Below are 24,312 nucleotides of genomic sequence, written 5' to 3'. Positions count from 1 at the left end.
GTCTTTAAGTTACGATCTGTCATTATTACTGTTGAATATTAAAAAGCAATGATATTCAATCTTGTCAGACCATTAGGAGAAAATAAGACGTGTGCGCTTAACACACACGTAAAAGTAGATTGTACATTAAATCACGATGTCAATTAAGGCTTATTCACTGGCATTTCGTGCTCTTTAAGAACAATACTTTGCTCACTTAAAGCGATCCCTTCGCGGCGAGGATCTGCGGCACCAAATAAAGTGCCATTGACGACTTCAACCGCATGCAAGCCAGAGTTTAAATCGACGACTTTTACTGTATGACCACGTTTTTGTAAATCAGGAATAATCGCCTCTATAGCGGTGCCTTTTTCAACACTTGTATAATTATTACGATTAGTAATTCTTGGTAAGTCAATGGCTTGTTGAGCAGTTAGTTGCCAATCTAATACGCCAATAACTACTTGCGCGACATAGTCGATAATTCGGCTACCGCCAGGTGAGCCGACCACTAAGCGTAAACTGCCATCGTTATTAAACACCATCACCGGTGACATTGAGCTGCGCGGGCGTTTACCTGCTTCAACGCGGTTGGCTAATAATTTGCCGTTTTTGCGCGGCGACAAGGCAAAGTCGGTTAATTGGTTGTTTAATATATAACCGTTCACCATAACCGTTGAACCAAACGCCATTTCTATTGAGCTGGTCATTGATACCGCGTTCCCTTCACTGTCAACAATAGATACATGAGTAGTAGATGGCAATTCATACGCATCATCTTGTGCGTAACTCAGTAATGGACGAGGTTGCCCTGCATAGGCTTTTTCGTCTCGCTCACTTATTAATTTTGTCCGTTGCTCGATATAGCGTTTATCGAGTAGCTCATTAGTAGGAATATCTGCAAAATCGGGGTCGCCCATATACACATTACGATCCGCAAAAGCGAGTCGCGATGCTTGGCTAAAATAATGCAGGGCTTGTGCAGAATTAGCTTTAAATTGACCCATGTTCTTATCTTCAAGCAAAGCGAGAATTTGTAACACCGCGACTCCGCCACTGCTCGGTGGTGCCATGGAACATACTTTATAACTGTGGTACGGGGTGCAAACTGCGTCACGTTGTTTACTTTGATAATTAGCTAAATCGGTTAATGCTAAAGTACCTGGTGCCACAATAGAATGAGTGACCGCAGCAACCATTTGCTTAGCGTTATCGCCTTTATAAAAAGCATCAATGCCTTTACTGGCGATTTTTTTGTAAACTTCAGCAAGTGGTTGGTTCGTTTTAACAGTGCCAACAGCAAGCGGTTTACCATCTGGAAAAAAATAATCACGGATCACTGGAAGTGTTGTCACCCCAGGGTTTATTTGTTTGGCTAACAAAGCATGTAAACGCGGTGATACTACAAATCCTTGTTCAGCAAGTTCTATGGCCGGTTTAAACAGTTCCGCCCATGCAAGTTTGCCATATTGTTGATGCGCTTTAGCAAAGGCATGCAATAAACCAGGTACACCCACTGAACGGCCGCCAACCACTGCTTCAATCCAAGGTGCCGCGTTACCTTTTTCATCTAAAAACAATGTTTCGTCAGCATTACTTGGAGCTGTTTCGCGGCCATCAAAGCTGGTTAGCTTATTATGACCTTTGTCAAAATGCAGCATAAAAGTCCCACCACCAATTCCTGATGATTGCGGCTCGACCAAGGTCAAGACTAATTGCGTTGCAATGGCAGCATCGACTGCACTGCCGCCCTTAGCGAGTATGGTTTGTCCTGCTTTAGCAGCATAGGGGTTTGCCGCAGCAACCATATACTGCTGACCAGTTACATGTTGCTTAAGTTGATGGCCTGTAGCGGCTTCTGGCTCGCGTACTTCTCGTGGTGTTTGAGTGGCTAAAACAGGTAAAGTGAGAAGAGTTAAACTAAAGACGACGCTGGTTTTAAAAGGTAAAAACATAAAAAGACCTTAATTGCATTGAGATGTTTGGCATCTTAAAGTTAAACGGGCACAATATGCAAAATTTTGCTGTAAAAATAAGAATAAAATGGTCAATTTACCACTTCAACCCCGATATATTTTACCCCCGCTGTGTTTAATGGCATTAAGCGCCCTATTTGCAGCGTTTAATTTAAATGATGTTTTAGAGTTTAATCGCCAGCTCATTGACCAAGGCCAAGTATGGCGTTTGATCACGAGCCAATATGTGCATGCTAACTGGGCGCACTTAGCATTAAATTGTGCCGGTATCGTACTGATATGGGCGTTACATGCTGAGCATACAAAACCGACGCAATATGCATTGCACACCTTATTTTTGGCTGCTTGGTGCGGTATTGGGGTTTACTTTTTTTGTCCTGACATTCACATTTACACCGGATTGAGTGCACTACTGCATGGTGTAATTGTGTGGGGGGCAATCAAAGATATTGAAGTTGGCATGAAAAGCGGCGGTTTATTGTTTATCGGTATTTGGCTTAAAATTGCTTATGAACAATTTCATGGCCCCAGTGCTGAAGTGAGTAAATTAATTGCCTCTCGGGTTGCTGTTGATGCTCACTTAATAGGTGCAATTGGCGGAATAGTACTCGCAACGCCATTGCTGATAAATTATATAAAAAAACGCCAAGCATAAGCTTGGCGTTGTCTAAAAATTTAGTGCTTATAAACTTTCTTTAAATAGTTTATGAATACGACGGTATTCATCTAACCAACTAGAAGGCTGTACAAAACCATGTGGTTCGACTGGAAATATAGCCGTTTCAAAGTTTTCTTTTTCAAGCTCAATTAAACGCTGTACTAAGCGTACTGAGTCTTGGAAAAACACATTATTATCAACCATAGGGGCGTTGATCAATAAGCGGTTTTTAAGTCCCTGCGCATAATATATAGGCGAACTTTTTTCATACGCAATTGGATCAACATCTGGGTGATTTAAAATGTTTGATGTGTATGGACCATTATAGTGTGCCCAATCGGTAACTGGACGAAGCGCAGCCCCGGCTTGAAATAAATCAGGCTGAGTAAATAACGCCATAAAGGTCATAAAGCCACCATAAGAGCCGCCATATGTACCCACAGCACCGGTATCAACATTGGCATTTTCAGCCATCCATTTAACACCATCGGCTAAATCTTCAATTTCTGGGGTACCCATTTGACGGTAAATCGCCGTACGCCAATCACGTCCATAACCTTTTGATGCGCGATAATCCATGTCCATCACTACATAACCTTCAGAGGCTAGTAATGAATGAAACATAAATTCGCGGAAGTAACCTGACCAACCCATGTGTGAGTTTTGTAGATAACCTGCACCATGGTTAAAAATGATCGCTTTGCGGTTTTTGCCGCTCTCACCTTCTACATAGTCTGCTGGGTAATATACTTTAGCGTATACCGGTTGTTCAGTATGACTTGACGGTACCGCAACAATTTTAGGCGCAATTAATTGTTTTGCTAAAAATTCACTCGATACTGTATGAGTTAGCTGCGTTGCAGTTGTATTCGCTTTTGCATCAGCAACATATAACTCTGGTGGAGCCATGATTTTGGAATGTGTTAACAATAATTTGCTTTGATCAGGGCTTAATTTATAGTCGGTCATACCGTCTAAGTTGGTTACTTGCTCTGATTTTGCCGTTTGTGGATCAACGCGGTAGATTTCATATAGACCAGGATGCTCAACATTGGCTTTGTAATAAATTGCACTGTCGTCATCTGTTAGTGTGAGGTTCGATACGACAAACTGACCTTTGGTAAGTTGTGTTGCTTTACCATTGAGTGATTTTTTATATAGGTGGCTATAGCCAGTTTCTTCAGATAAATAATACAAGGTATCTGAATTATTTAACCAGCCAAAATCGTTATAAGCATAGTTAACCCATGCATCATCGTGTAAACGGTGTTGTGAAACAAGTTTGGAATTTTCAGCATCGACAGTAGCTAACCAACGGTCTTTGTTATCCCATGCTTCAAGCATAATCGCGACTTGCGTGCCGGCTTTGTTCCAGACGATAGCACTTTGATCCCATCCCCAATCCATCATTAGGTTGATAGCACGAAGTTCTTTTTTAGATTCATATGTTTTGCCGTCACGGGCATAGTTTTCTTTTTTAACTGCCGCTAATACATCTTCATCAAAACCAGGTAAGGTATCAAATGCGAGTGCTGTTTGCGTTTGCTCAGTTAAATCTATGTAGATAACTTGCGAGGTTTGTGGTTTTTCATCAGCAACACGACGACGTACTTTTTCAGCTTTTACCCGTGCATCATCAGCAATATAGTTTGGCATGATGTCGGCTTCATCTCGCCAAGGTTTGGCCTCAGTGACAACAGCAATTAATGCTTTACCATTTGGTGATAACTGCACATCGGCTAACTCATTGCCTTTACCTAAGTAAAACTGAGCATCGGCAATTGAACTATTTTGCTGGTTGAGTTGCTCTTTGCGCGCTTGTTTATCTTTTTTATTTTTATGAGTCAGCGCAATGTAATCAATCAGTTTATGCTGTTCTTTAGCGATGTAAGTTTCAGGCTCTGTAACTCCTTTTGGTGCATCGCTCAAATGAAGATTTACAAGCTCAGCTTGCAGTCCTGTTGCCAAATCTACTTTATAAAAAGTGTTTCCTTGACGATAAGCTAAATTACCATCAGTTAAAAATTGTGGTTTAGATTGTTTAGCACTGTCGTGAGTAATTTGTGTAATTGCACCTGTATTGATGTTCTTTACAAATATATTACCTTCAAATACATAGGCTTGCTGTGTACGATCCACTGAATAAACAGCATCACCAGCCCCTAATGTATGCAACTTATTTAACGCTACTTGGCTTGCCGCTTGGCTATCAACAGCTTGTGTAAATAAGTCTCGAAGCTCATTACCTTGTTGTTTTTGCGCATAGACAACTGTTTTTGAATCAGCAGCCCAAAACGCACGCTCTGCTTGGCGGCCTAACCAATCAGGATGAGCCATTGCTTGCTCAAGTGTGATTGCGCTGCTACCTGTATCTGCAGGTGTTACAACAACGCTGGCAACAGTTGATTGTGGTTGCTCTTTAGGGGTAGATGCGGTTGATTGACAACCTGACAACATAACGCTGGATGTTACGGCAAGTGCAATTAAGGTTTTTTGAGTAGAAGATTTAAAAATCATAGGGCTTCTGTAAGGTTATTGTAATTCCCCTAATTTAAGCAGAAGCGCCTATGTAATAGCAATTATTTCAGACAAACAGCCAAACTTTGCTGTTTAATAACCAAGTTACTTTATAGAAATATCTAACCACACCATGCGATGATCTGACGATGCATTACGATCTTTAATTAACCGGTATAACTCGCTACTTTTAGTTGGCCAAAATACCCCACCGTCATGGACTTCAATGCCATAAGTTGAAGGCAAAACATAATCTGCACGAGCTTGCCAGTAAGCTGTGTAAGCCGCAGCATATTTTTCACTGTAAGTGGTTTTAGCGCCCTTACTAGTTGGTGTAAATTGACTATTTATTAATGAGTTTTTTAAAAGTTGATCCGTTGTATCTGGGCGTTTTTTATCTCCTTCAGGAGCCGCATTTAAATCTCCGACTATAATAAACCGTGATTTTTCAGCTAACCCGCCTTTGACACCATGATCGTCATAGAGGTAATCTGCGCTGGCGATATAATCTTTAATCAAACGTACTTCATCATGATTACGTAAGCCGTTTCTATCTTCAGCACCATCAAATACAGGAGGCGTTGGGTGCGATGCAATAACGTGCAGCGTTTTACCTTTTACAGTAACCGGAATATCCCAAAACGATTTTGAGCTGAGCCTCAAAGCTTGCCATTCTTCGTTGTTATACCAATTTTCACCTGTAGTTGGATCAATTGGCATTTTAGCATTTGGCATATCTTTGTATTTAAAGGTTTGTAAGGTACGAATTTTATCAAAATCAATTGGGTAGCGAGATAAGACGGCCATACCATAATGGCCTTCAAAAAAGCCAAAACCAAATGCATCCCCTTTAATACCAGTTGCTTGGCCGTCATTATCTAGATCAAATGGCGTTTTCAAACCTGTGTTTACTGGGCCAACATAGCTGTACGGATAATCTATAGCGGGCTGTTTATTTTGGCTTTTAGCAAGGTAGTGCGTTTTAAAATAATCAATGCCTTGCGCTTTGCTGACATAATCAAATTCATTTAATAATAAAATGTCAGGGCGAATACGTTGAATGATCTCGGCAATATTTTTGATTTGTGGATGATTTGTTTGTAACGCATTTACCAGGCCATTAGGATCAACGTCCTTATCATTTTCAGCATAATTTGTTGCATCCATGCTCACATTAAACGTGGCTACACGTAAAGATGATGCGGCCAATGCTGAGTTAGAAAAACCACTGATTAATAGGCACGCTAATGTGGCGATAGAAAACTGCTTCTTCATACGATATATCCATCTAAAATTAATAACAAAATGACACTACTTACGACTATCCATAAAATAATTGCCATTATAAAGGGCTTTAGTCCTGCTTGTTTTAATACAGCCAGTGATAAGCCACTGCCAATTAAGAATAAAGTCATTACCAATAGTTGTTTTGCTACGGTGTTGATCAGCTGCCAGAGATCCGTAAATTGAGGCAAATACGTATTGATCAATGCAGCAGCTAAAAAACCAACAATAAATAAAGGAATGCTGGCCTTTTCTTCTGAGCGCCAAAAGACACCTGCAATCGTAGTGTAGGGAATGATCCACATCGCACGTGTGAGCTTAACTGTTGTAGCAATACTTAGTGCCACAGCTCCATAAGCTGCTGAGGCCCCTACTACACTGCTTGTATCATGAATAGCTAACGCTGCCCATAAACCAAATTGGTGTTGGCTTAAACTAAAGTAATGACCAATGGTTGGAAATAGTAGCAAACCGACACCGTTTAATAAAAACACTACACCAAGTGCAACCGCTACTTCGTGATCTTTAGCTTTAATTACAGGCGCCATCGCTGCAATCGCACTGCCTCCACAAATGGCCGTACCGAATGATATTAATACACCTGTGTTACGATTTAATTTAAAGACTTGCGTTAAAATTTCACCAAGACCAATGATCGCTGTAATACTGACTATGGTCAGTACCAGCGAACTGCGACCAACTTCAATCACCTGATTAAAATCAACAGCAAAACCTAAGCCAACCACCGCGGCTTTGAGCATCCATTTACTCGCCTTTTGGGATAGCTCTGCAAATGGATTACCGAGCAAAATAGCAAACATCGCGCCACAAATTAGGGCACTACCACCACCAATCCAAGGGGTGATACACAGGCCAAAAAAAAGCAAGTATAGAGGCTTTTTAATCCGATCAGACACAGACAAAATAATCCCTTCGTTACGAGCGCACAATCTTTGTAGTGAGCTTATGCACAACTGGCGCTACAAGAATTACGGTAGGAAATGCGACACAAAATGCAAAAGCCCACGCCGCTAGCCAAATAGAAACTATGTTATCAATTAAACCAACATTAAAAATTGAAATTACCAATGACATAAAACCAGACATAAATAATGCCATGAAAAAAGCGAATACCACGGTTCTGTATTTAGCGCTAATCATAAAACCATTCCTCAAGTAAAAAGCCGAGATAAACTCGGCTTTTTTAGTTAATTTAAAATCAACGCGGTGCTGGCCGCTAATACGCCGGGATAATCTTCCTCCGGAAGATACTCCGACAATTGTGCTAAGCGTTCACCTAACTCATGAAGGTTCGCAGCAGATACATTAATATGGCCCATTTTACGACCAGGCTTTGCTGTTTTACCATACCAATGACTCGTAACCTCAGCAATGCTTAGTACTTGCTGAGGAATCGCGGCTTGTCCGAGCACATTCACCATTGCCGTAACACGCTGCAATTGTGTGCTACCTAATGGCAGCCCAGAGACTGCACGCATATGATTTTCAAATTGACTGCAATGCGCGCCTTGTTGGGTCCAATGACCAGAATTATGAACCCGAGGAGCAATTTCATTGACCAATAACTGCCCTGCCACATCGAAAAACTCAATCGCCAATACACCAACGTAATCAAGCTCATTAGCCAATTTATTAAATGCATCTTCAGCTTGTTGTTGAATCACAGATTTTTCTTTACCGGCGATAGATAAGGTTAAAACACCATTGGTATGCTGGTTTTCAGTAAGTGGGTAAATAGCGGTATTACCACTTTTATCGCGAACACCAATGATTGATACTTCACGATCAAATGGGATCATTTGTTCGGCAATAATAGTGTGTGGCGAGGATTCAGTACCGGAGGCAATAAAATCAGCCATTTGTGACCATATCTGCTCAATTTGATCATCTGATTTTAAACGCCACTGGCCTTTCCCATCGTAACCGGCTTGACAGGTTTTGATAACTAATGGCTTACCCAAGCTAGCAACGGCTTGTTCTAAATGGGCTTTTTCAGTGATCAACTGATATGGTGCGCACTTAACTGCGGTTTTACTTAGTAATGCTTTTTCTAGGGCGCGATCGCCACCCGTTTTAATCGCGGCTTTACCCGGATAAAACTTCTTGCTTGCACAGCATAGCGTTAGCACATCATCAGGAATATGCTCAAACTCAGCGGTGATCGCATGAGCGTCTACAATTGCTTGCTCTAACGTTGTAGTATAGATTTGCCCAGTTAATGGGTGAACAATTTTTTTACTACCAACATCATACGCAACCACATTTAAATTCAATGGCGCACCAGCTAAACACATCATACGTGCTAATTGGCCGGCTCCTAAAATTAAAATAGTCATATTACTCTGCTGGATTTGGGTTAGCTAAAATAGTTTCGGTTTGTTCTTTACGGAACGCTTCAACTTTGGCAAATATCTCCGGTTGCTGACAACCTAAAATCTGTGCAGCTAATAATCCTGCATTTGCAGCACCAGCTTCACCAATTGCTAATGTACCTACTGCAACACCTTTTGGCATTTGGCAAATCGACAGCAATGAATCAATGCCATTTAACGTTTTAGACTTAACCGGCACACCTAATACTGGTAACGATGTGAAAGCAGCGGCCATACCTGGTAAATGCGCTGCACCACCGGCACCGGCAATAATTACTTTAATACCACGTTCTGCTGCTGAACTTGCGTAATCAGCGAGTAGTTGAGGAGTACGATGAGCCGATACAACTTTAGTTTCGTAAGCGATGCCAAATTTATCTAGCATGATCGCCGCATGTTCCATAGTTGGCCAATCTGACTTGGAACCCATAATAATGCCAACAGTCATAAATACTCCTCAGTAATGGTTTTAATACCTATAGCGGACTTATGTCCGCATTAAAGGCGGTCATTATACACGTATTAATTGTTAAATTGCGAATATCGAGTAACAAAAAAGCCATGACTAGCATGGCTTTTTGATCAGTATGTAAATTGAGCTTTAGCCTTCTTTACTGGCTAAATATTCAGAGTAAGTACCTCTGAAATCAATTATTTTGCCGTCTTTGATTTCCCAAATACGGGTTGCAACTGAGGATACAAATTGACGGTCGTGAGATACAAACATCAACGTACCTTCATATGCTTCTAGCGCAAGGTTTAATGCTTCTATTGACTCCATATCCATGTGGTTCGTTGGCTCATCCATTAATAGGATATTTGGTTTATGCATCATAATCTTACCAAATAACATGCGGCCTTGCTCACCACCAGATATTACTTTTACAGACTTTTTAATATCATTTTGTGAGAACAACATACGGCCTAAGAAACTGCGAACAACTTGTTCATCATCGCCTTCTTGCTGCCATTGCTCCATCCACTGGAATAAGTTCATATCGGTGGCAAATTCATCAGCATGATCTTGCGCATAATAACCGATATTGTGGTTTTCAGACCATTTAAACTCGCCTTGCTTCGGTGCCAAACGACCTGCTAAAGTATTTAACAGTGTTGTTTTACCAACCCCATTTTCACCGATGATAGCGATACGCTCGCCTACTTCAACTAAGCCTTCAAGGCCAGTGAACAGCATATCGTCAAAACCTTGGCCTAAGTTTGTTAATTCAAGGGCATTACGGAATAACTGTTTTTCTTGCTCAAAACGAATGAACGGTGTTTGACGTGACGATGCTTTAACTTCATCTAATTGAATCTTGTCAATTCGCTTGGCACGAGATGTTGCTTGCTTTGCTTTAGATGCATTAGCTGAAAAGCGCGAAACAAACTGTTGTAGCTCGGCAATTTGATTTTTCTTCTTGGCATTTTCACTTAATAAGCGTTCACGAGCTTGCGTTGCTGCAAACATATATTCGTCATAGTTACCTGGGTAAATACGCAATTCACCATAGTCAATATCAGCCATATGCGTACATACAGAGTTTAAGAAATGACGGTCATGGGAAATGATGATCATTGTGCAATCACGTTGATTCAGTACATCTTCAAGCCACTTGATAGTATAAATATCCAAGTTATTAGTTGGCTCATCGAGTAGCATGATATCTGGATCTGAAAATAACACTTGCGCAAGAAGCACTCGCAGTTTAAAACCAGGAGCAATCTCTGACATCGGACCGTAATGCTGATCAGTTGCAATACCTACGCCCATTAGTAGCTCGCCGGCTTTAGATTCTGCAGAATAGCCATCCATTTCAGCAAACTCAGTTTCAAGATCGGCAACCTTCATGCCATCCTCTTCACTCATTTCAGGCAAGCTATAGATACGATCACGCTCTTGTTTAATCGCCCACAGCTCTTTGTGGCCCATTATTACAGTATCAATAACTGAATATTCTTCGTAAGCGAACTGGTCTTGGTTTAGTTTAGCAACACGTTCATTTGGATCAGTACTTACATTACCAGCTGACGGTTCCAATTCCCCACTTAAGATTTTCATAAATGTTGATTTACCACAGCCATTTGCGCCAATTAAACCATAACGGTTACCTTCGCCAAATTTAGCTGAAATATTCTCAAATAACGGTTTAGCACCAAATTGCATGGTGATGTTAGCTGTACTGATGATAGCGCTACCCTCCAACGGGGAAAATCAAAGAAATAAAATTGGCTGGAGTGTAAACCAAATAGGCCTATTTTTCCATGAATTATTAGCTTTGTGAGCTATAGCTGCAACGCATTAAAATAAGCTAATTTGGATCAATTTATTGTGCTCGCATTTTGTCGCCGGACAAAAAAGGTACAGAAATTAACAATTCAAATTTCCTCTATCATTTTTTAATGATATTTTTTCACTTTAGCCATTAATTTAGCTTTGTTAGTCTGCGCGACCAAAGGACAATGATAGATAGCACACAAGGCAATATCAAATGAATAGAAAATTAATTGGGGTCATTATCGCAAGCGCTTTGATGGCACCGAGCGTAAACGCTGTTGAAGTTTATGATGACGGAAAAAACAATTTAACCATCGGTGGTTTTATTGACGCCAGAATAATCCACACACAAGGGCAAACTGAAATAGTTAATGGTGCATCACGGATTAGCTTTGATTTTAGCCGCAAACTAAAAGATCAGTGGTCAGCTTTAGCCTTATTAGAATGGGGTGTAAACCCTGTTGGCAGTAGCGATATCATCTATAACAACCGCTTTGAATCTATTCAAGATGAATTTTTATATAACCGACTTGGTTATATAGGTATAGCGCATGAAAAATATGGCCAAGTGACAATAGGTAAACAATGGGGGGCTTGGTACGACGTAGTTTATAGTACTAACTATAGCCTAGTTTGGGATGGTAATGCAGCCGGTGTTTACACCTACAACAAAGACGATGGTGCAATTAATGGCACCGGGCGCGGTGATAAGTTATTGCAGTATCGTAATACGTTTGGTGATTTTAGTATTGCAACTCAAGTGCAATTTAAAAATAATGATTTTTATACCTGCGATATTGAAGCCATTTCAGAAGCTGCTTGCCAGACATTGTGGGAAAGTGGCAGTGATCTTGCTCAACAAGTAGAATTTAATTCAACCTATGGGGCAGCCGTTACCTATTCTGTAAGCGACGACTTAAAACTTACTGCCGGGTTTAACCGAGGTGAACTAACCGTAAATTACGCAGCAGGACGTATTCAGTCTGTTAATGATTTTATTTATGGCGCAGGTGTTACTTGGGGTAATTTCAACAATGATGGCCTTTATTTTGCCGCAAATATCAACAAAAATGAAAATCATGATACCGATAACTTAGGCCGTCTGATCAAAGACGCGATTGGGGTAGAGTCATTATTATCTTATAAGTTTGATAATGACATTCGTACCTTCATTGCATATAACCTCTATGATGCTGGAACAGATTACGTGATCCAGCCAAATTTTAACGCCGATCCTAATGACAACTTTAAACGTCAATTTACAGTACTTGGCTTTCACTATCTATTCGACGAAGATACGATTTTTTATATTGAAGCACGTAAAGACTTTAGTGATTTTTCAAGTGCCGATAAAGAGCAAGAATATCAAATGGGTCTATCAGAAGATGATGGCATTGCATTTGGTTTTCATTACACATTATAACTAGAACACTTACAGGCTGATTATTTAATCAGCCTGTTTTGCTAATATCAACCACCCGCTGCGATCACACTTTTTTGCTTTACCTTTAGTTGCAAACGCTTTTGTCAAAGCCAAATAACCTTCCTTAGGTCCTAAAATTATCCATAACATTAAAATTCCCCCCGGTAATAAAATTGCTTTAAGTAATGGTCCTAGCATGTAAGAATAAAAAATAATAAATGGGATAAATAGTCCGTAACCAATAACTTGTTTGATAAAGTTCATATAAGTTCCTTGCTTAAATGAGCGCGCTCATAAATATAATTGAGCACAGTCACTTTTTCAAGTAACTTCATCTTTACTATCACAAGTTAAATATAATCAATTGATATACAATGAATAAAAAAACGCAAACCTATAATAAAATTCTTACCTCGGCTTGGCTGTTATTCTTAGAGCAAGGTTATGCTCATACATCTACACGAGAAATCGCAAAAGCGGCTAATGTGGCCGTTGGTACAGTGTTTAGTCATTTCGAAAATAAAATCGACTTACTAAAAGCAGGAATGCAGCAACAAATAGATACGATCATTCATCAGGCTAGTTTAACTGATCGCCAACATGCACCAAGGCTTAAGTTACGTCACTATGCCCTACCGTTATTTGAATTTTATTGTAATAACATTGAATTTAGTAAAATATTGATAAGCGATATGATTTGGCAAGCCGATTTTTTTGAACAGCAAATGAGTGAGTTTAAAAAACGGCTGTTCGATGAACAGCAAGAGTTTGACGATATAAAAGCAAATGTGATGTTAGATTGTTATTTTATGACCATTATTTCAGGGTTAAATGAACCTGCGCCAGAACCTGAAAAAATGCTACGCCAACTCACCAGCAAAATATCTATTCTTTAGCGACAACTTATTTCATGGTGTGTTTCACTTTGGGCATTAAATTTAAGCTTTTAACTTACCCTCTGCTTAAGTTAAAAGCTTAACTTAAAGTAATAGCGCTTTTCTATGTGGTTAAGTGCATTTTTATTTGACCTGAACCTGATTACTTTAAGAACTCTGTAACTGCCCTATTAGTAAATCGTTGTATCAATGAAGATCCCTCCATAGCCAAATAAGCATAACTCTTGTGATACGTTTAATCGAATTACTAACTTTGATTTATCAAGCTCATAATTCTTCTTGATAGCTTTTAGTTAAAAATAACTTTTATGCAGAGTTATCTTAATTAACAAATATAGTATGATGTGTTCTTTTGTTGTTTATTACGCAGATTTCTTACTGTCTTATTCTTTAGTTAAGCATATTAGTTTATTGATGAATTATAGAAATCGAGTACCTGCTTAACACTAACCACCGGGTTTTCCAAGTGCTCTAAACCTTCATTAATTCTGCTATTCCAAATAATATCATTAGCATATGTTAAGGCTATTATTAAGACCAGCAAAGGCACTTAACATTAAAGGATGCTCGGCGCTTCCTACTGTTATATAGAGCGACAGCGGTATGTTATCGTCTGTATTGAGGCTTCGTTGCGATAAGAATCGAGCAAACTCTTTTACAACTGTCATGTCGTCGTACCAAGCAGCCGGACTAAATGCAAAATAACCGTTAAACAACCAAGGTTTTGTGCTCATAGTGTATAAAACAAAACTCCCTCCTGCTGAATAACCCGACAAAACACGATTATTATCTAGCTTATAATGTGATTCTAAATACGGTAATAACTCACCTTCAATAAAAGCCAAAAATTGATCTGCTTTACCGAACAGTTCCGGTGAATTTTCACTTGGTGGTCTTGCTTGGGTATTCACATCTTGGCGTGCATACGGTGGGACTAAATCACGATTTCTAGTAAAGGTCCAAAATTGATTGGGGATCGATACCAAAATTGTATCCTGCTGCGCTGGTAGCTCAGCCATCACTGAATCCCACTGCGTAAAATTAAAGTTACCGTCGGTTCTAATGATCAAGGAGTAGCGTTTATTTGGCTCAAAATTGCTAGGTAAACGCATAAACACTTTCCTATTTTCATCCAATACCTGCGAATAAATTGTGATGTCTTTAAAATTTGACGTGTAATGCGCGTTGTATTTATAAATGACAATAGTGCATGCAATGAAGGCGGCTATAATCAATAGAATTATGATTGCAGTGCGATTTAGTTTTTTTTATAGCAGCATAGCTTTCAGGTAAAGATTGTTTTAAAAACAATACCCTTTCTGTATTTTTAATTAAACTACCGTTATGTAACAAAGTATGAATTACAGTTGATACACCCATTGTTCACTCGCTACATGAGTGAATTTAAAACGGCGAAGTAATTGCTGGCTTTGGGTGTTTTCTACCGCCACTTTAGCCTTTAAATTAGTAATGTTCAACTCATTGCCTAACAGCTTAACAACGGCTTTTATATTTGTTAGCAAGAATGCTAATGCTTCAGACATATACCCATTCCCCCAATAATTTGGAGACAACTCAAAACCTAACCAAGCAGTATCTTCTTCAATATCATATAAACCAATGCAGCCAATCAAGGTCGACGTATTTAATAAGTACATTCCAAAGCGCAGCGTATTTCCTTCATACATGCCAGTAATATCATCTTGGATCAGTTGTTTTACGTCATCACGCGTAAGTGGCACTGCATAGTCATTAAACTGAGCAACTAACGGCTCAGACAAAATAGCCCACAACGCGCTACAGTCCCTATGCTTAATTGGCTTTAATGTGATTCGACTTAGTGCAAACTCATTGTTCATAAATAAAATTAAATTACGGCTTTAAAGCCCGCTATTATTCCCTTAATATACCTACCATACAAGTTAATAACTGAGCTAATTATGAATGACGAATTTAAAGTAATACAACCTACAACCACAGTTTATTGCCCAAAGCGCGGTGAAGGTTGGACCCTTACAGGTATTACTAGCATTAATGAATTTACATCGGTTATGTTTGATGGTGTGCGTTATACGTTACCTGCACGTGAAATCATTGAACAGTTATTACCTAACCAGCTTGCTCGTGAACAAAAATAGCCACAAATTAAAATTCCCCGTTAAAGATACAAAATAAAGCCTTTAGTATTATAAAACACCTCAATTTAGCCAGCATTTCGTGTATAAATGCCAACCGTTCGTTAAGATATGTTGCTTTTGTAATCAACCATTAGGATAATTGTACAATACTTTGAGGTTAATAACGGATGCGCTCGGCTTATAGGAATTAAGCAATACAATTTTGGGAACAAGGATAGGCAGCTATAAACCAAATTGTAATTACCTCAGACTAACTATAGCTGTAACAATGGATCCTCGTTAAAAGGCCTACTCTAAATGAAAACAACACTAAAAATTACAACCCTGTCTGTTGCTATCCTTTCATCTTTGCAAGTTGCGCATGCAAACCAATGTAACGGTCAACTTTATGGTATTAATGCTGGACGCGGTGACACCGGTATTATATTTAAACTAGACGAATATACACAACAAACTCAAGCACATTCTAGAGCTAAATACAGCTCTTCAGCGCTTGCTCATATTCCGGAAACAAATCGCTTGTATTACATCTCAGCACCTCGCCCTATTGAATATCAAGTAGATGTTGAGCACTTAGGTTTTAATTCAACAGAGCTCAAATCTCTACCTATTAGTGGCAGTAAGTTTAAGTACATCAAATTGGCCTATGTTGATTTAGATACAAACGAACATGTTGAAGTTGGCAGAACAAGTAACATGTATCGTTTAGTGTATGACCAACAGAATAATCGCTTACTTGGATCATATAAAGATAAGCTATACGCGATTGATCCTGAAACTAGCGAAACAACTTTACTTGGAAATATTACAGGCCTTGAAAATGACCAAGGTATCTGGCGTGGTGACATGGTATTTAAAAATGGTGAATTAATCTTAGTCACCAGTACAAGTTTATATACTGTGAATGTGCAGGAACTTACGGCAACAAAATTATCTGATCACAACTTAACGACTGTCACAGGCGCTGCACTTAACCAGCAAGGTGATATTGTATTAAGCCGAACTATTTTAACTGATCTAGGCCATTCTAATAAATCTGAGTTGTACAAAGTAAATAAAAACACTGGTAATACCTGCCATGTTGCAGATTTTCCAGTACGTTTAAATGATTTAGCAACTAATTTTAACGAATCAGTTGCATGCTACGATGCACCAGTTTGCACCGTGTCAGATATTCCAAGCTTTACTATTGTACCGATTGTTGATTCAGTAGACGAAGGTAGCGCATTATCTTATAAACTAGAGCTAAGCAATAGTTATGAACAAGATAGTGATATTTATGTATCGACTTCAGCAGGAACAGCAACAAGTAGCGACTACAGTTTCTCTGATCAAGTCATTACTATTGCGGCAGGTGAAACAACTGCTTCATTTACAATCCCAACAATTGATAACGATGACTATAGTGAAACTAAAACCTTTACCGTCAATGCCGTTGCTCAGCTTAATGTAACTGGTTCAAGTTCTCTACCAGCGTCTATCTTAAATGATGATGCTCAGTGTATTGCCGAGAATTACACACGGATCAGTTACTCTTTTATCTCTGAAAATTCTGGTTATAATAATGATTGGGGTATTAAGGTTAATAACCAATATATTAAATTGTTAGATGAGCATGGAGCATCAGGTTATTACGACGTTAAAGCCAGTGATTCAATCGTTTACGTACTTTCCGTGAACGGTAATGCAAACAATCTTAAAACAGCCTATAAAGCCAGTGGTACTAAGCAATATTGGGAAGATCAAAACGACAGAGACTACAATGACTTCGTCGTAAATGTCACAACACAACCAATTCAAAAAGGCTGTAATTAATCTGAACTTAGGATAATAAATCCCTTACCCAAGGTTCAGGTAATTCATAACTTTCCTGTTTATCATTATCAAATTTACCCCACAAAAAAAGCCAGCATCGCTGGCTTTTTTTGTGGGGTAAATTGAAAATTAACGTAACGCGTTAATTCGACCATAAAGTGGTGGGGGTGAAGAGAATAACTCAGCCATACCTTATACCAATCGACTTAAATATTTAACCATTCTAGCGGGCTAAATAAAGTGCTGACTGCGTTAGTGATTTTTTATGTACGACTGCATGGATGCAGGAGGTAGAGCAATGCAGGAGCAATTGCCGAGAACAACTACATGTCAAAATTCCTGCCTTGTTATCACTGTATTTATCTGTCGCTATAAATGGTCAGTAACTTAACACGACTAGTATTAACCACTAGCAATACCCACCATAACAATAAAATAGACACCCACTTTTAATAATCTCAGACTAAACATGATTTTTATCTGGTAATTTTACTGTGTCCCCTAACATGCTCTCAATTTATCATGCAAATAAACAACTCATGATAAAAAACCTAAATAACAAACACACTAAAAAGTGCATTATTGCAATGCGCAGCTTTTTGTTTGGTTGACGTTTTAAGCAAGTAGCTTTTCTATATTATGAGCAAGACAATAAAGTTGCCGCATAATGCAATGAAAGCATTACTTTCGTTTTTCCGTGTAAGGTCAATTTATTCATGCATTTTAAACTGTAATATTGCACAGTTTACTTACAAGCAAACAGGCTCAATACAGCCTAACCTTTTACCATTTCTTAAATAAAAAGCTGTCATAGCCCTATTGAGCTGTCTTTTTGAGCTTCATTCTGTCGATGTAACTTACTTGCAGTCTTCCAACGCTTATCGACTAACCGTGGGTTTAGAACACAAGATCCCCCGTTTAGTAATAATGTGTTACAGGCGACAGTGGTGTTTTTATAAAAATAGTACGCACTAATTAGATACGCAGTTTAATCAAGTTGAAGGTTAGTGATCGACTCGCCATATCCATATAGTGTGGTATCACCAGTACCAAAAGTAGGCGCTTGGAAGCGAAAGCTCTTGTCAAAACTCAAAAACAAAAGGCATTAACATTGCGCTAGGCAATGACTATTTAGCGTCACAAGGTTTAGTGTCATTGAGAGATATTTGGATCAATATTCATGAGGGGAGATGAGCCGCCCATTGCACTTGCTGTTAATAAAAAGCGCATGATGAGCGGTCTGGGGCTTGATGTTAGAGACCTCCGGCTATCCGATTTGCTCTCACTCTTTAATCAACACCCATCGCGCGGTTTTAACCCACTTTTTTAAACAGGCAATTTCTTCCATACAGCGTAGTTCATTTAAAACCGACAAATACTGCTCTTCATTTGACGTATACATAACAAATGCATCACCTTCGCTATCAAATTGAACAGATGCAAAATGTGTATTTGCTCTCACAACTTGCTCTATAGATGGGCCATTGCCGCTAAAACCGTAGGCATTAAACAACTCTGTGAATGATCGCTTACCATCCTTTAAATCAATTTCCACAGGGATCGTAATTGAAAAATAGGTCTCATCAGAATATATGATTGGAGGATAATATTCTGTAATGTCAGGGTTAGCCAGTGGACGAATCCAATAGAACACGAACAATACGAGTAAAATGCAAACTATAATTATTTTCAAAATTTTCATCCTTGAGAACTAACGCTGAGTTTTACGACAATTTTGATGCCGCGAAGCGGTGTAACAAGTAAAAATGACACCCCCATTTTAAAAACACCTAAAAATAGCATCAAATAAGTTCAGATCAAATCAATTTACCGCCTAAAACTCATTCAAAATTACATTTACAATTATCTTGGGAAGCTTTTATTCTACAAATCCAAAATTACTGACATGCAAACCCTTGCCTTGGGGCAATATTTGACGTTTTAGCTGGGTATAAGTACTGGCCAGTAGTTTTTCGCTGTTGTTAACGTTGCTACATTTTGCTGGTTATTCATTACGGCGTAAGCACATACATAAATACAAAATGTCTTTGCGACTAAAGCAAGTAACTTGCCTTTCCCCCCTCTGCGATGTTCATAAAACTTTCCTGTAAAGCAGTCTTCACCACATAAAAATGCTCGGCGAACACAACGTGAAATACAGTGATAATACTTTGTAGCGGCACCATGATTATTTTTCACACTAATTAAAACTTAATATTTAGCTTTGTAAAATGCAAAAATTAAGGTGAGTGTCTTACTTATTTATTATTTATAAATTAAACATTGGGTTATCGTTAAAATGAGAGCCCAACTAAATAAATTATTTCAAAATCTAGAAAAAGCCATATTACTTATCTATATGTTCAAATAAATTGATAGGCTTTATTAACAAACAGGATACGGCTGTTACTTTTGTTTATTGCTTAATTGTGTTTTGATGAATTACCTAAAATTTAGATCCCTTTGGTTCTTAAGTAGCTTCATTTATAACAAAGCGAATAAAGTTTAAAAATAAGAAGAGAAAATAATGACAAAACTTAATAACAATAGCGTAGTTATATTAAGCGCAGTTCGTACCGCTATCGGCAGCTTTGGTGGTAGCCTTAAACATTTCACGCCCGCCGAGCTAGGCACTCTATGTGCGAAAGAAGCACTAGCCAGAGCCAAGCTATCACCCAACCAAGTTGGCTCAACTGTAGTTGGTAAAGTAATTCATAACGGCCCTAAAGACGCATACCTTTCAAGAGTCATTGGGCTAGATGCGGGGTTACCTATTAGTAGTCACGCAGTAACTCTCAACCGATTATGTGGCTCTGGCCTTGAAGCCATTATACAAGCCGCACAACAAATTCAATTAGGTGATGTAGATGCAGCCCTTGCTGGCGGAGCTGAAAGCATGAGTAGCTCAGCTTATACCCTCGAAAGTAATCGCTGGGGACAAAAAATGGGTAATAGCATCATGCAAGATGAACTCACCTCCACATTACAAGACCCATGGGATAATAACCCAATGGGAATAACCGCTGAAAACATTGCAGATAAATACACTATTAGCCGCGAGCAGCAAGACGCTTACGCAGCTCAAAGTCATCACAAAGCAGCAAAAGCGATTACTGCAGGCCATTTTAAACAGCAAATACTCCCTATTGAAATCAAATCAAAAAGTGGCAGCCATATTTTTGATACTGACGAACACGTGCGAGCCGATACCACAACCGAGAAGCTCGTTACATTAAAGCCCTACTTTAAAAAAGATGGAACCGTTACCGCAGCAAGCTCATCCGGTATAAACGATGGCGCAGCCATGTTGGTACTCATGTCTGAGCAAAAAGCGAATGAGCAAGGCTTAAAACCTCTCGGTCGATTAATAGGTTATGCCAGAGCGGGCGTTGATCCCTCGTTAATGGGCATCGGCCCAATTCCTGCAGTACAGCAGGTATTTGAAAAAACAGGCTTAACCATTGATGATATGGATGTAATTGAGTCTAACGAAGCCTTTGCAGTACAAGCTCTGTGCGTTGCCAACGAGTTAAATTTCCCAGCGCATAAGGTAAACCCGAATGGCGGTGCTATTGCCTTAGGCCACCCTGTTGGCGCAACAGGCGCAATTTTATCAACTAAATGCTTGTATGAACTTAAACGAATTAATGGCAAATATGGGCTAGTAACAATGTGTATTGGCGGTGGGCAAGGCATTGCAGCCATTTTTGAAGCGCTTTGATTCTAAGTTTGAAACAACTATTTGATACCATATTAGGTTTAAACATAAGAGCTTTATTCATAAGGAGAAATAACAGACGCTTTGCTGTTAGAGAAAACAAACAATGTGAAAGGCTATTTTTCTTCTCGTTTGCTCCTCTTTCATTTTTCTTTGTGCAAATAGCTCTTTAAAGGCTTTTTTCACAAAGGGAGCAAAGCGCTGCTACACCTTATAGGTTAATAACAAACGCTTTACTTCAAACCTCAGCAAGCCATTCGTCTACAAAACGTGTTTTAAAGTTAACTTTCTTAAGCCTAATAAAACACCGCCAAATGATATTGAAAATAATATCGGTAAAAACAGTAATGCATCGGTGTTGTCTATGTCAGTAGCTGGGCTACCAATAACCGCCAGCGTATTAATTAACAACAATATCAAACTTGATTGCAGGTAGCCCTTGTAACCAATAGCTCCTGCAAACAACAGCATAATAAATGATCCTGATATCGCAGGCGTAAAAGGTGCGGCGGCGAGTAACATACAAACAAACGAAAATATAACAGCACAACCAATTATTATTTTAAACATAACATCCTCCATGGTGTTTAACAGTTAATTCAATATAGCTTAACTTAAAGCACCTTATCGTGCCTTTATTCCACCAGCTATTTATAGCTGTATTATCAAAAATCGTATTCCACCTAACAGGCTTCAACCAAATTTTTGGTTTATCGAAAAACTACCTATTCCCAAACTGCCGTTCACAGGGCTCGCCATCTTTATCCCCGTCCATTTTGGTATTCGGGCAATGTTGAATAAAAAATAATGCCTCTGCATAGGAAGTCATTTGGCTACAGTGTTGGCGGCCATCACAACGAAATGTTGGTGGTGTTTTAGTAATTGAGTTTGAACTAGCGGGCATAAATGACTCTAAGTTAGCATTAGTCACGACTGGTGTTTGCTTGGTATTTAAAAAACCAGTTTTATACACACTAAAACCAATACTAAAAATAATACCAAGCGTTATAAGTTTCATTAACGGTGAGTTTTTACGTGACGTTTTGCTTATTTTAATCGGCCTTGTTGAAGCCTTTATTTGTGGTTGTGCTAATACGCCCTCAATACGGCAATTTACTGCTTTGGTTTTACCGTTAGGCTCAGTTGCAACCTCAAAATAGATAATGTCACCCACTTTAGGTTTTCGGCTCATATGTTTGAGTGACGATATGTGTATAAAGGTATCGTGTTGCAGTGTGCTTGATTTAATAAAGCCAAAGCCTTTATCGTCATTCCACGATTTTAATAATCCTTTGTTCATCCTTGAGTCGTCCATTTAATTACTGTTAATTTTACAATCGTTTTATCAGAGACAGAAAAACCAAGCAAACCTTTGCGAGCCCACCAACAACCTCACTTTTCCCTATTAACTAACTCATTTTGCAAAAAAGCGTATTTTTGCTTCTTTTAATGTGCTTAAAAATACAGAAAACGCACAAATCCCACCACCTATAAGCGCAATTTGAAAACTAGATAGTGACGAGAAACTAAATTGCTGAGAATACATGTACTGCCCTAACAACTGTGCAAAGGTAGCTACACCTAAAATAATTAAAAATGGGCACACAACTAGCGTAAACCAAAACCAAATACGTTTAATACCTTTCATAAAAAATCCTTTTATTTTAAATTTAACTTAGAAATTAATTAGCTTATAAGCTACCAGCATTTTAAAAGCAGCTTATAAGGTTGCCACATGAGTTTGATGTCTGAAGTCAAGATTTGACCCCATTTGGTTTTTTATTTATTAGCTTGTTATATTTCACAGTCTACCACCAAGAGCAATGTGAATTTGTATACCAGCAAGAATTACCAAAATGGAAATTAAAATACCATAGATAGTTGTTGCTGCAACAGAGTTAAATAAGCGCCACATGAATCCATTTTTACTTTGATGTTTCCAAGTGATAATAAAAAAACCAACCAAGCCAATAATTGGAAGTATTACATCAAATTTCAAAGTCCAACTATCTGGATTTTGACAGCCAAGGATATAAATAACATCTAGGGCTAGCCAAATTAAAAAGGAAACTAATAAATATAAAAACGAAAGTTTTAAATACCTATTTGTGCTCATAAACTTATTCATAGCATCCATACTTTGAGTGAAATATAACGCCCGCTTAAAGCGCTTGTTATGCGTTTTCTTCGCTAGGCTCTAACTTTAGTAAAATATGCTTTTTAGACTCAACTACAAATGGTTGAAAATTATCATCAATTTTCAGTTTTATAACAGGTTCAGTTGTATGTTCGACCAAAGCTTGTTTAATACTCTGGTAGTTTTCTTTAACAGTAGCTTGAAGGTTCCTAACTTTAAATAGTAAATGGTCTGATTGAATAACGGCCGAAGTCGGATGCTTGCTCGATGAGAACCCAAAACCTATAGGCATATATTCTGTTCCATCATGTAGGACTACATTAGTATTTCCAGCATTTTTACGCAAAGCTCTTCTTTGCTCTGTAGATAAAATTGGTGCAGTTGAGTTAGTCTTGTAAATAAAAGGCTTAATCACATGAGGCCAGTTATCATGAATTGTTTGAATTAAGTCGGTGTTAGTCCACGTTACAACGGAACCATCTGCTTTCTCGTGTTTCAATATATCAAGTAGGTATGCATTGCCCTCACTTAAATAGATAAATAACAATTCTTCACTTCGCTCTTCACGGAAGTGTAAATGATAAATTCCCCACTCAGATTTTAGCAAGTCTGCATTTTTTACTTGATTTAATTTCCTTACTTTATTACTTAATAAGCGATTGACGTCCACACCATTTTCGAGTTTATTAATGATCTCATTTATTTCACTCCGCCCCTCTAGCTCACTTGAAGTATGAACATTCCATTTAATGACAGGGATTCTTCTTGAGTACACTGTAAAGCAATGGAGTAATAAATTATGTAAGTCGTAATCTTTAATTTTACTTTTTATTTCTTCACTTCGCTTATCTTGTAAGCGTAACTGTTCAAATGTTGGAACGGCAAGGTCGGCATCTTTAAGTAGCCTTTGAAGCTCATCTACTAGATCAGAAAAAAAGTCTAAAGTCATAGCTGGAATCCTTATGGGTAACGCTGACGCATAACGAGGCTGTAGAATAACTCGTTTTTAATTTATTTTTATTGATGCATTAACCATAGCCGAGTTCCTATTTTGATTCAATCGGTTACTTCGATTTTACGTAAAATATAAAAAGAGGATTTGC

22 protein-coding genes and 2 pseudogenes are annotated in these 24,312 nt (G+C 38.6%); 6 read left to right on the top strand and 18 right to left on the bottom strand.

Annotation, left to right across the window (positions count from 1 at the left end; genetic code table 11):
- Window positions 1–143 precede the first annotated feature (143 nt).
- The gene (ggt, locus tag H5162_RS17855; protein WP_145233357.1) at window positions 144–1,934 is read right to left on the bottom strand and encodes a gamma-glutamyltransferase; all 1,791 of its coding nucleotides are present in this window, start codon (window positions 1,932–1,934) and stop codon (window positions 144–146) included.
- Between the two features lie 88 nt (window positions 1,935–2,022).
- Here ggt and rrtA point away from each other — a divergent pair, with 88 nt between their 5' ends.
- Window positions 2,023–2,610 carry a rhombosortase gene (gene rrtA / locus H5162_RS17850; protein ID WP_149981163.1) on the top strand — a complete coding sequence of 196 codons (588 nt, stop codon included), beginning with the start codon at window positions 2,023–2,025 and terminating at the stop codon, window positions 2,608–2,610.
- Window positions 2,611–2,637: 27 nt separating this feature from the next.
- Here the strand turns inward: rrtA and H5162_RS17845 are convergent, their stop codons facing one another.
- The 7 genes from H5162_RS17845 to H5162_RS17815 form a co-directional block, all read right to left on the bottom strand.
- Window positions 2,638–5,130: a prolyl oligopeptidase family serine peptidase gene (locus H5162_RS17845; RefSeq protein WP_182779190.1), complete on the bottom strand. Its 2,493-nt coding sequence runs from the start codon at window positions 5,128–5,130 to the stop codon at window positions 2,638–2,640.
- Between the two features lie 105 nt (window positions 5,131–5,235).
- Window positions 5,236–6,405: an endonuclease/exonuclease/phosphatase family protein gene (locus tag H5162_RS17840; protein WP_182779188.1), complete on the bottom strand. Its 1,170-nt coding sequence runs from the start codon at window positions 6,403–6,405 to the stop codon at window positions 5,236–5,238.
- Window positions 6,402–7,337 carry a YeiH family protein gene (locus tag H5162_RS17835; RefSeq protein ID WP_182718854.1) on the bottom strand — a complete coding sequence of 312 codons (936 nt, stop codon included), beginning with the start codon at window positions 7,335–7,337 and terminating at the stop codon, window positions 6,402–6,404. The genes H5162_RS17840 and H5162_RS17835 overlap by 4 nt, the downstream gene beginning before the upstream one ends.
- Before the next feature lie 13 nt (window positions 7,338–7,350).
- The gene (locus tag H5162_RS17830) at window positions 7,351–7,575 is read right to left on the bottom strand and encodes a DUF2798 domain-containing protein (RefSeq protein WP_145233348.1); all 225 of its coding nucleotides are present in this window, start codon (window positions 7,573–7,575) and stop codon (window positions 7,351–7,353) included.
- A 47-nt stretch (window positions 7,576–7,622) separates the two neighbouring features.
- Complete coding sequence (locus H5162_RS17825) at window positions 7,623–8,771, bottom strand: 5-(carboxyamino)imidazole ribonucleotide synthase (RefSeq protein ID WP_182779186.1); 1,149 nt, start codon at window positions 8,769–8,771, stop codon at window positions 7,623–7,625.
- Window position 8,772: 1 nt separating this feature from the next.
- Window positions 8,773–9,255, bottom strand: coding sequence for a 5-(carboxyamino)imidazole ribonucleotide mutase (gene purE / locus H5162_RS17820; protein WP_145233343.1), 483 nt, complete (start codon window positions 9,253–9,255; stop codon window positions 8,773–8,775).
- A 153-nt stretch (window positions 9,256–9,408) separates the two neighbouring features.
- A complete protein-coding gene (locus H5162_RS17815; RefSeq protein ID WP_145233417.1) occupies window positions 9,409–10,995 on the bottom strand; it encodes an ABC-F family ATPase in 1,587 nt (528 codons plus the stop codon).
- A gap of 301 nt (window positions 10,996–11,296) precedes the next feature.
- Between H5162_RS17815 and H5162_RS17810 the strand changes: the two genes are divergently transcribed.
- Window positions 11,297–12,505, top strand: coding sequence for a porin (locus tag H5162_RS17810; RefSeq protein WP_182732078.1), 1,209 nt, complete (start codon window positions 11,297–11,299; stop codon window positions 12,503–12,505).
- Between the two features lie 24 nt (window positions 12,506–12,529).
- Here H5162_RS17810 and H5162_RS17805 read toward each other — a convergent pair whose 3' ends face one another.
- Window positions 12,530–12,769 carry a hypothetical protein gene (locus H5162_RS17805; RefSeq protein ID WP_145233341.1) on the bottom strand — a complete coding sequence of 80 codons (240 nt, stop codon included), beginning with the start codon at window positions 12,767–12,769 and terminating at the stop codon, window positions 12,530–12,532.
- 110 nt (window positions 12,770–12,879) lie between these two features.
- Here H5162_RS17805 and H5162_RS17800 point away from each other — a divergent pair, with 110 nt between their 5' ends.
- Window positions 12,880–13,401 (top strand): TetR/AcrR family transcriptional regulator, encoded by a 522-nt coding sequence (locus tag H5162_RS17800; protein ID WP_145233339.1) that lies wholly within the window; start codon window positions 12,880–12,882, stop codon window positions 13,399–13,401.
- Between the two features lie 403 nt (window positions 13,402–13,804).
- Here the strand turns inward: H5162_RS17800 and H5162_RS17795 are convergent.
- A pseudogene (locus H5162_RS17795) lies at window positions 13,805–14,648 on the bottom strand (alpha/beta hydrolase).
- 114 nt (window positions 14,649–14,762) lie between these two features.
- Complete coding sequence (locus H5162_RS17790; RefSeq protein WP_182779184.1) at window positions 14,763–15,260, bottom strand: GNAT family N-acetyltransferase; 498 nt, start codon at window positions 15,258–15,260, stop codon at window positions 14,763–14,765.
- A gap of 81 nt (window positions 15,261–15,341) precedes the next feature.
- On the opposite strand from H5162_RS17790, the gene H5162_RS17785 reads away from it, so the two are divergent.
- Both H5162_RS17785 and H5162_RS17780 read left to right on the top strand, forming a co-directional pair.
- Window positions 15,342–15,539, top strand: a complete 198-nt coding sequence (locus H5162_RS17785; RefSeq protein WP_145233335.1) for a hypothetical protein — start codon at window positions 15,342–15,344, stop codon at window positions 15,537–15,539.
- Between the two features lie 297 nt (window positions 15,540–15,836).
- Entirely contained in the window at window positions 15,837–17,354 is a 1,518-nt protein-coding gene (locus H5162_RS17780; protein WP_145233333.1) for a Calx-beta domain-containing protein, read from the top strand.
- A 1,282-nt stretch (window positions 17,355–18,636) separates the two neighbouring features.
- On the opposite strand, the gene H5162_RS17775 is transcribed toward H5162_RS17780, so the two are convergent.
- Both H5162_RS17775 and H5162_RS17770 read right to left on the bottom strand, forming a co-directional pair.
- Window positions 18,637–19,008 (bottom strand): hypothetical protein, encoded by a 372-nt coding sequence (locus tag H5162_RS17775; protein ID WP_182779182.1) that lies wholly within the window; start codon window positions 19,006–19,008, stop codon window positions 18,637–18,639.
- 338 nt (window positions 19,009–19,346) lie between these two features.
- Window positions 19,347–19,559, bottom strand: a pseudogene (locus tag H5162_RS17770) (hypothetical protein); the annotation flags it as partial.
- Window positions 19,560–19,881: 322 nt separating this feature from the next.
- On the opposite strand from H5162_RS17770, the gene H5162_RS17765 reads away from it, so the two are divergent.
- Window positions 19,882–21,075, top strand: a complete 1,194-nt coding sequence (locus H5162_RS17765; protein ID WP_182779180.1) for an acetyl-CoA C-acyltransferase family protein — start codon at window positions 19,882–19,884, stop codon at window positions 21,073–21,075.
- A 258-nt stretch (window positions 21,076–21,333) separates the two neighbouring features.
- Here H5162_RS17765 and H5162_RS17760 read toward each other — a convergent pair whose 3' ends face one another.
- The 5 genes from H5162_RS17760 to H5162_RS17740 form a co-directional block, all read right to left on the bottom strand.
- Window positions 21,334–21,642, bottom strand: coding sequence for a DUF6419 family natural product biosynthesis protein (locus H5162_RS17760; RefSeq protein ID WP_182779178.1), 309 nt, complete (start codon window positions 21,640–21,642; stop codon window positions 21,334–21,336).
- Between the two features lie 151 nt (window positions 21,643–21,793).
- Window positions 21,794–22,372: a cold shock domain-containing protein gene (locus H5162_RS17755; protein ID WP_182779176.1), complete on the bottom strand. Its 579-nt coding sequence runs from the start codon at window positions 22,370–22,372 to the stop codon at window positions 21,794–21,796.
- Window positions 22,373–22,486: 114 nt separating this feature from the next.
- The gene (locus H5162_RS17750; RefSeq protein ID WP_182779174.1) at window positions 22,487–22,720 is read right to left on the bottom strand and encodes a hypothetical protein; all 234 of its coding nucleotides are present in this window, start codon (window positions 22,718–22,720) and stop codon (window positions 22,487–22,489) included.
- A 153-nt stretch (window positions 22,721–22,873) separates the two neighbouring features.
- On the bottom strand, window positions 22,874–23,200 hold the full coding sequence (locus H5162_RS17745; RefSeq protein ID WP_182779172.1) for a hypothetical protein: 327 nt from the start codon (window positions 23,198–23,200) through the stop codon (window positions 22,874–22,876).
- Between the two features lie 46 nt (window positions 23,201–23,246).
- Window positions 23,247–24,158 carry a hypothetical protein gene (locus H5162_RS17740; RefSeq protein WP_182779170.1) on the bottom strand — a complete coding sequence of 304 codons (912 nt, stop codon included), beginning with the start codon at window positions 24,156–24,158 and terminating at the stop codon, window positions 23,247–23,249.
- Window positions 24,159–24,312 lie beyond the last annotated feature (154 nt).

Origin of the sequence: Pseudoalteromonas sp. SR41-8 (genome assembly GCF_014163915.1) — a bacterium.
GTDB lineage: Bacteria > Pseudomonadota > Gammaproteobacteria > Enterobacterales > Alteromonadaceae > Pseudoalteromonas > Pseudoalteromonas rhizosphaerae.
Note: the sequence above shows the minus strand (reverse complement) of the source record. Positions and strands in the feature narration are given on the sequence as shown.

Coding starts and splice junctions, on each gene's coding strand:
- ggt (WP_145233357.1), bottom strand. CDS start 1,934: ATGTTTTTACCTTTTAAAACCAGCGTCGTCTTTAGTTTAACTCTTCTC.
- rrtA (WP_149981163.1), top strand. CDS start 2,023: ATGGTCAATTTACCACTTCAACCCCGATATATTTTACCCCCGCTGTGT.
- H5162_RS17845 (WP_182779190.1), bottom strand. CDS start 5,130: ATGATTTTTAAATCTTCTACTCAAAAAACCTTAATTGCACTTGCCGTA.
- H5162_RS17840 (WP_182779188.1), bottom strand. CDS start 6,405: ATGAAGAAGCAGTTTTCTATCGCCACATTAGCGTGCCTATTAATCAGT.
- H5162_RS17830 (WP_145233348.1), bottom strand. CDS start 7,575: ATGATTAGCGCTAAATACAGAACCGTGGTATTCGCTTTTTTCATGGCA.
- H5162_RS17825 (WP_182779186.1), bottom strand. CDS start 8,771: ATGACTATTTTAATTTTAGGAGCCGGCCAATTAGCACGTATGATGTGT.
- purE (WP_145233343.1), bottom strand. CDS start 9,255: ATGACTGTTGGCATTATTATGGGTTCCAAGTCAGATTGGCCAACTATG.
- H5162_RS17810 (WP_182732078.1), top strand. CDS start 11,297: ATGAATAGAAAATTAATTGGGGTCATTATCGCAAGCGCTTTGATGGCA.
- H5162_RS17805 (WP_145233341.1), bottom strand. CDS start 12,769: ATGAACTTTATCAAACAAGTTATTGGTTACGGACTATTTATCCCATTT.
- H5162_RS17800 (WP_145233339.1), top strand. CDS start 12,880: ATGAATAAAAAAACGCAAACCTATAATAAAATTCTTACCTCGGCTTGG.
- H5162_RS17790 (WP_182779184.1), bottom strand. CDS start 15,260: ATGAACAATGAGTTTGCACTAAGTCGAATCACATTAAAGCCAATTAAG.
- H5162_RS17785 (WP_145233335.1), top strand. CDS start 15,342: ATGAATGACGAATTTAAAGTAATACAACCTACAACCACAGTTTATTGC.
- H5162_RS17780 (WP_145233333.1), top strand. CDS start 15,837: ATGAAAACAACACTAAAAATTACAACCCTGTCTGTTGCTATCCTTTCA.
- H5162_RS17765 (WP_182779180.1), top strand. CDS start 19,882: ATGACAAAACTTAATAACAATAGCGTAGTTATATTAAGCGCAGTTCGT.
- H5162_RS17760 (WP_182779178.1), bottom strand. CDS start 21,642: ATGTTTAAAATAATAATTGGTTGTGCTGTTATATTTTCGTTTGTTTGT.
- H5162_RS17755 (WP_182779176.1), bottom strand. CDS start 22,372: ATGAACAAAGGATTATTAAAATCGTGGAATGACGATAAAGGCTTTGGC.
- H5162_RS17750 (WP_182779174.1), bottom strand. CDS start 22,720: ATGAAAGGTATTAAACGTATTTGGTTTTGGTTTACGCTAGTTGTGTGC.
- H5162_RS17745 (WP_182779172.1), bottom strand. CDS start 23,200: ATGAATAAGTTTATGAGCACAAATAGGTATTTAAAACTTTCGTTTTTA.
- H5162_RS17740 (WP_182779170.1), bottom strand. CDS start 24,158: ATGACTTTAGACTTTTTTTCTGATCTAGTAGATGAGCTTCAAAGGCTA.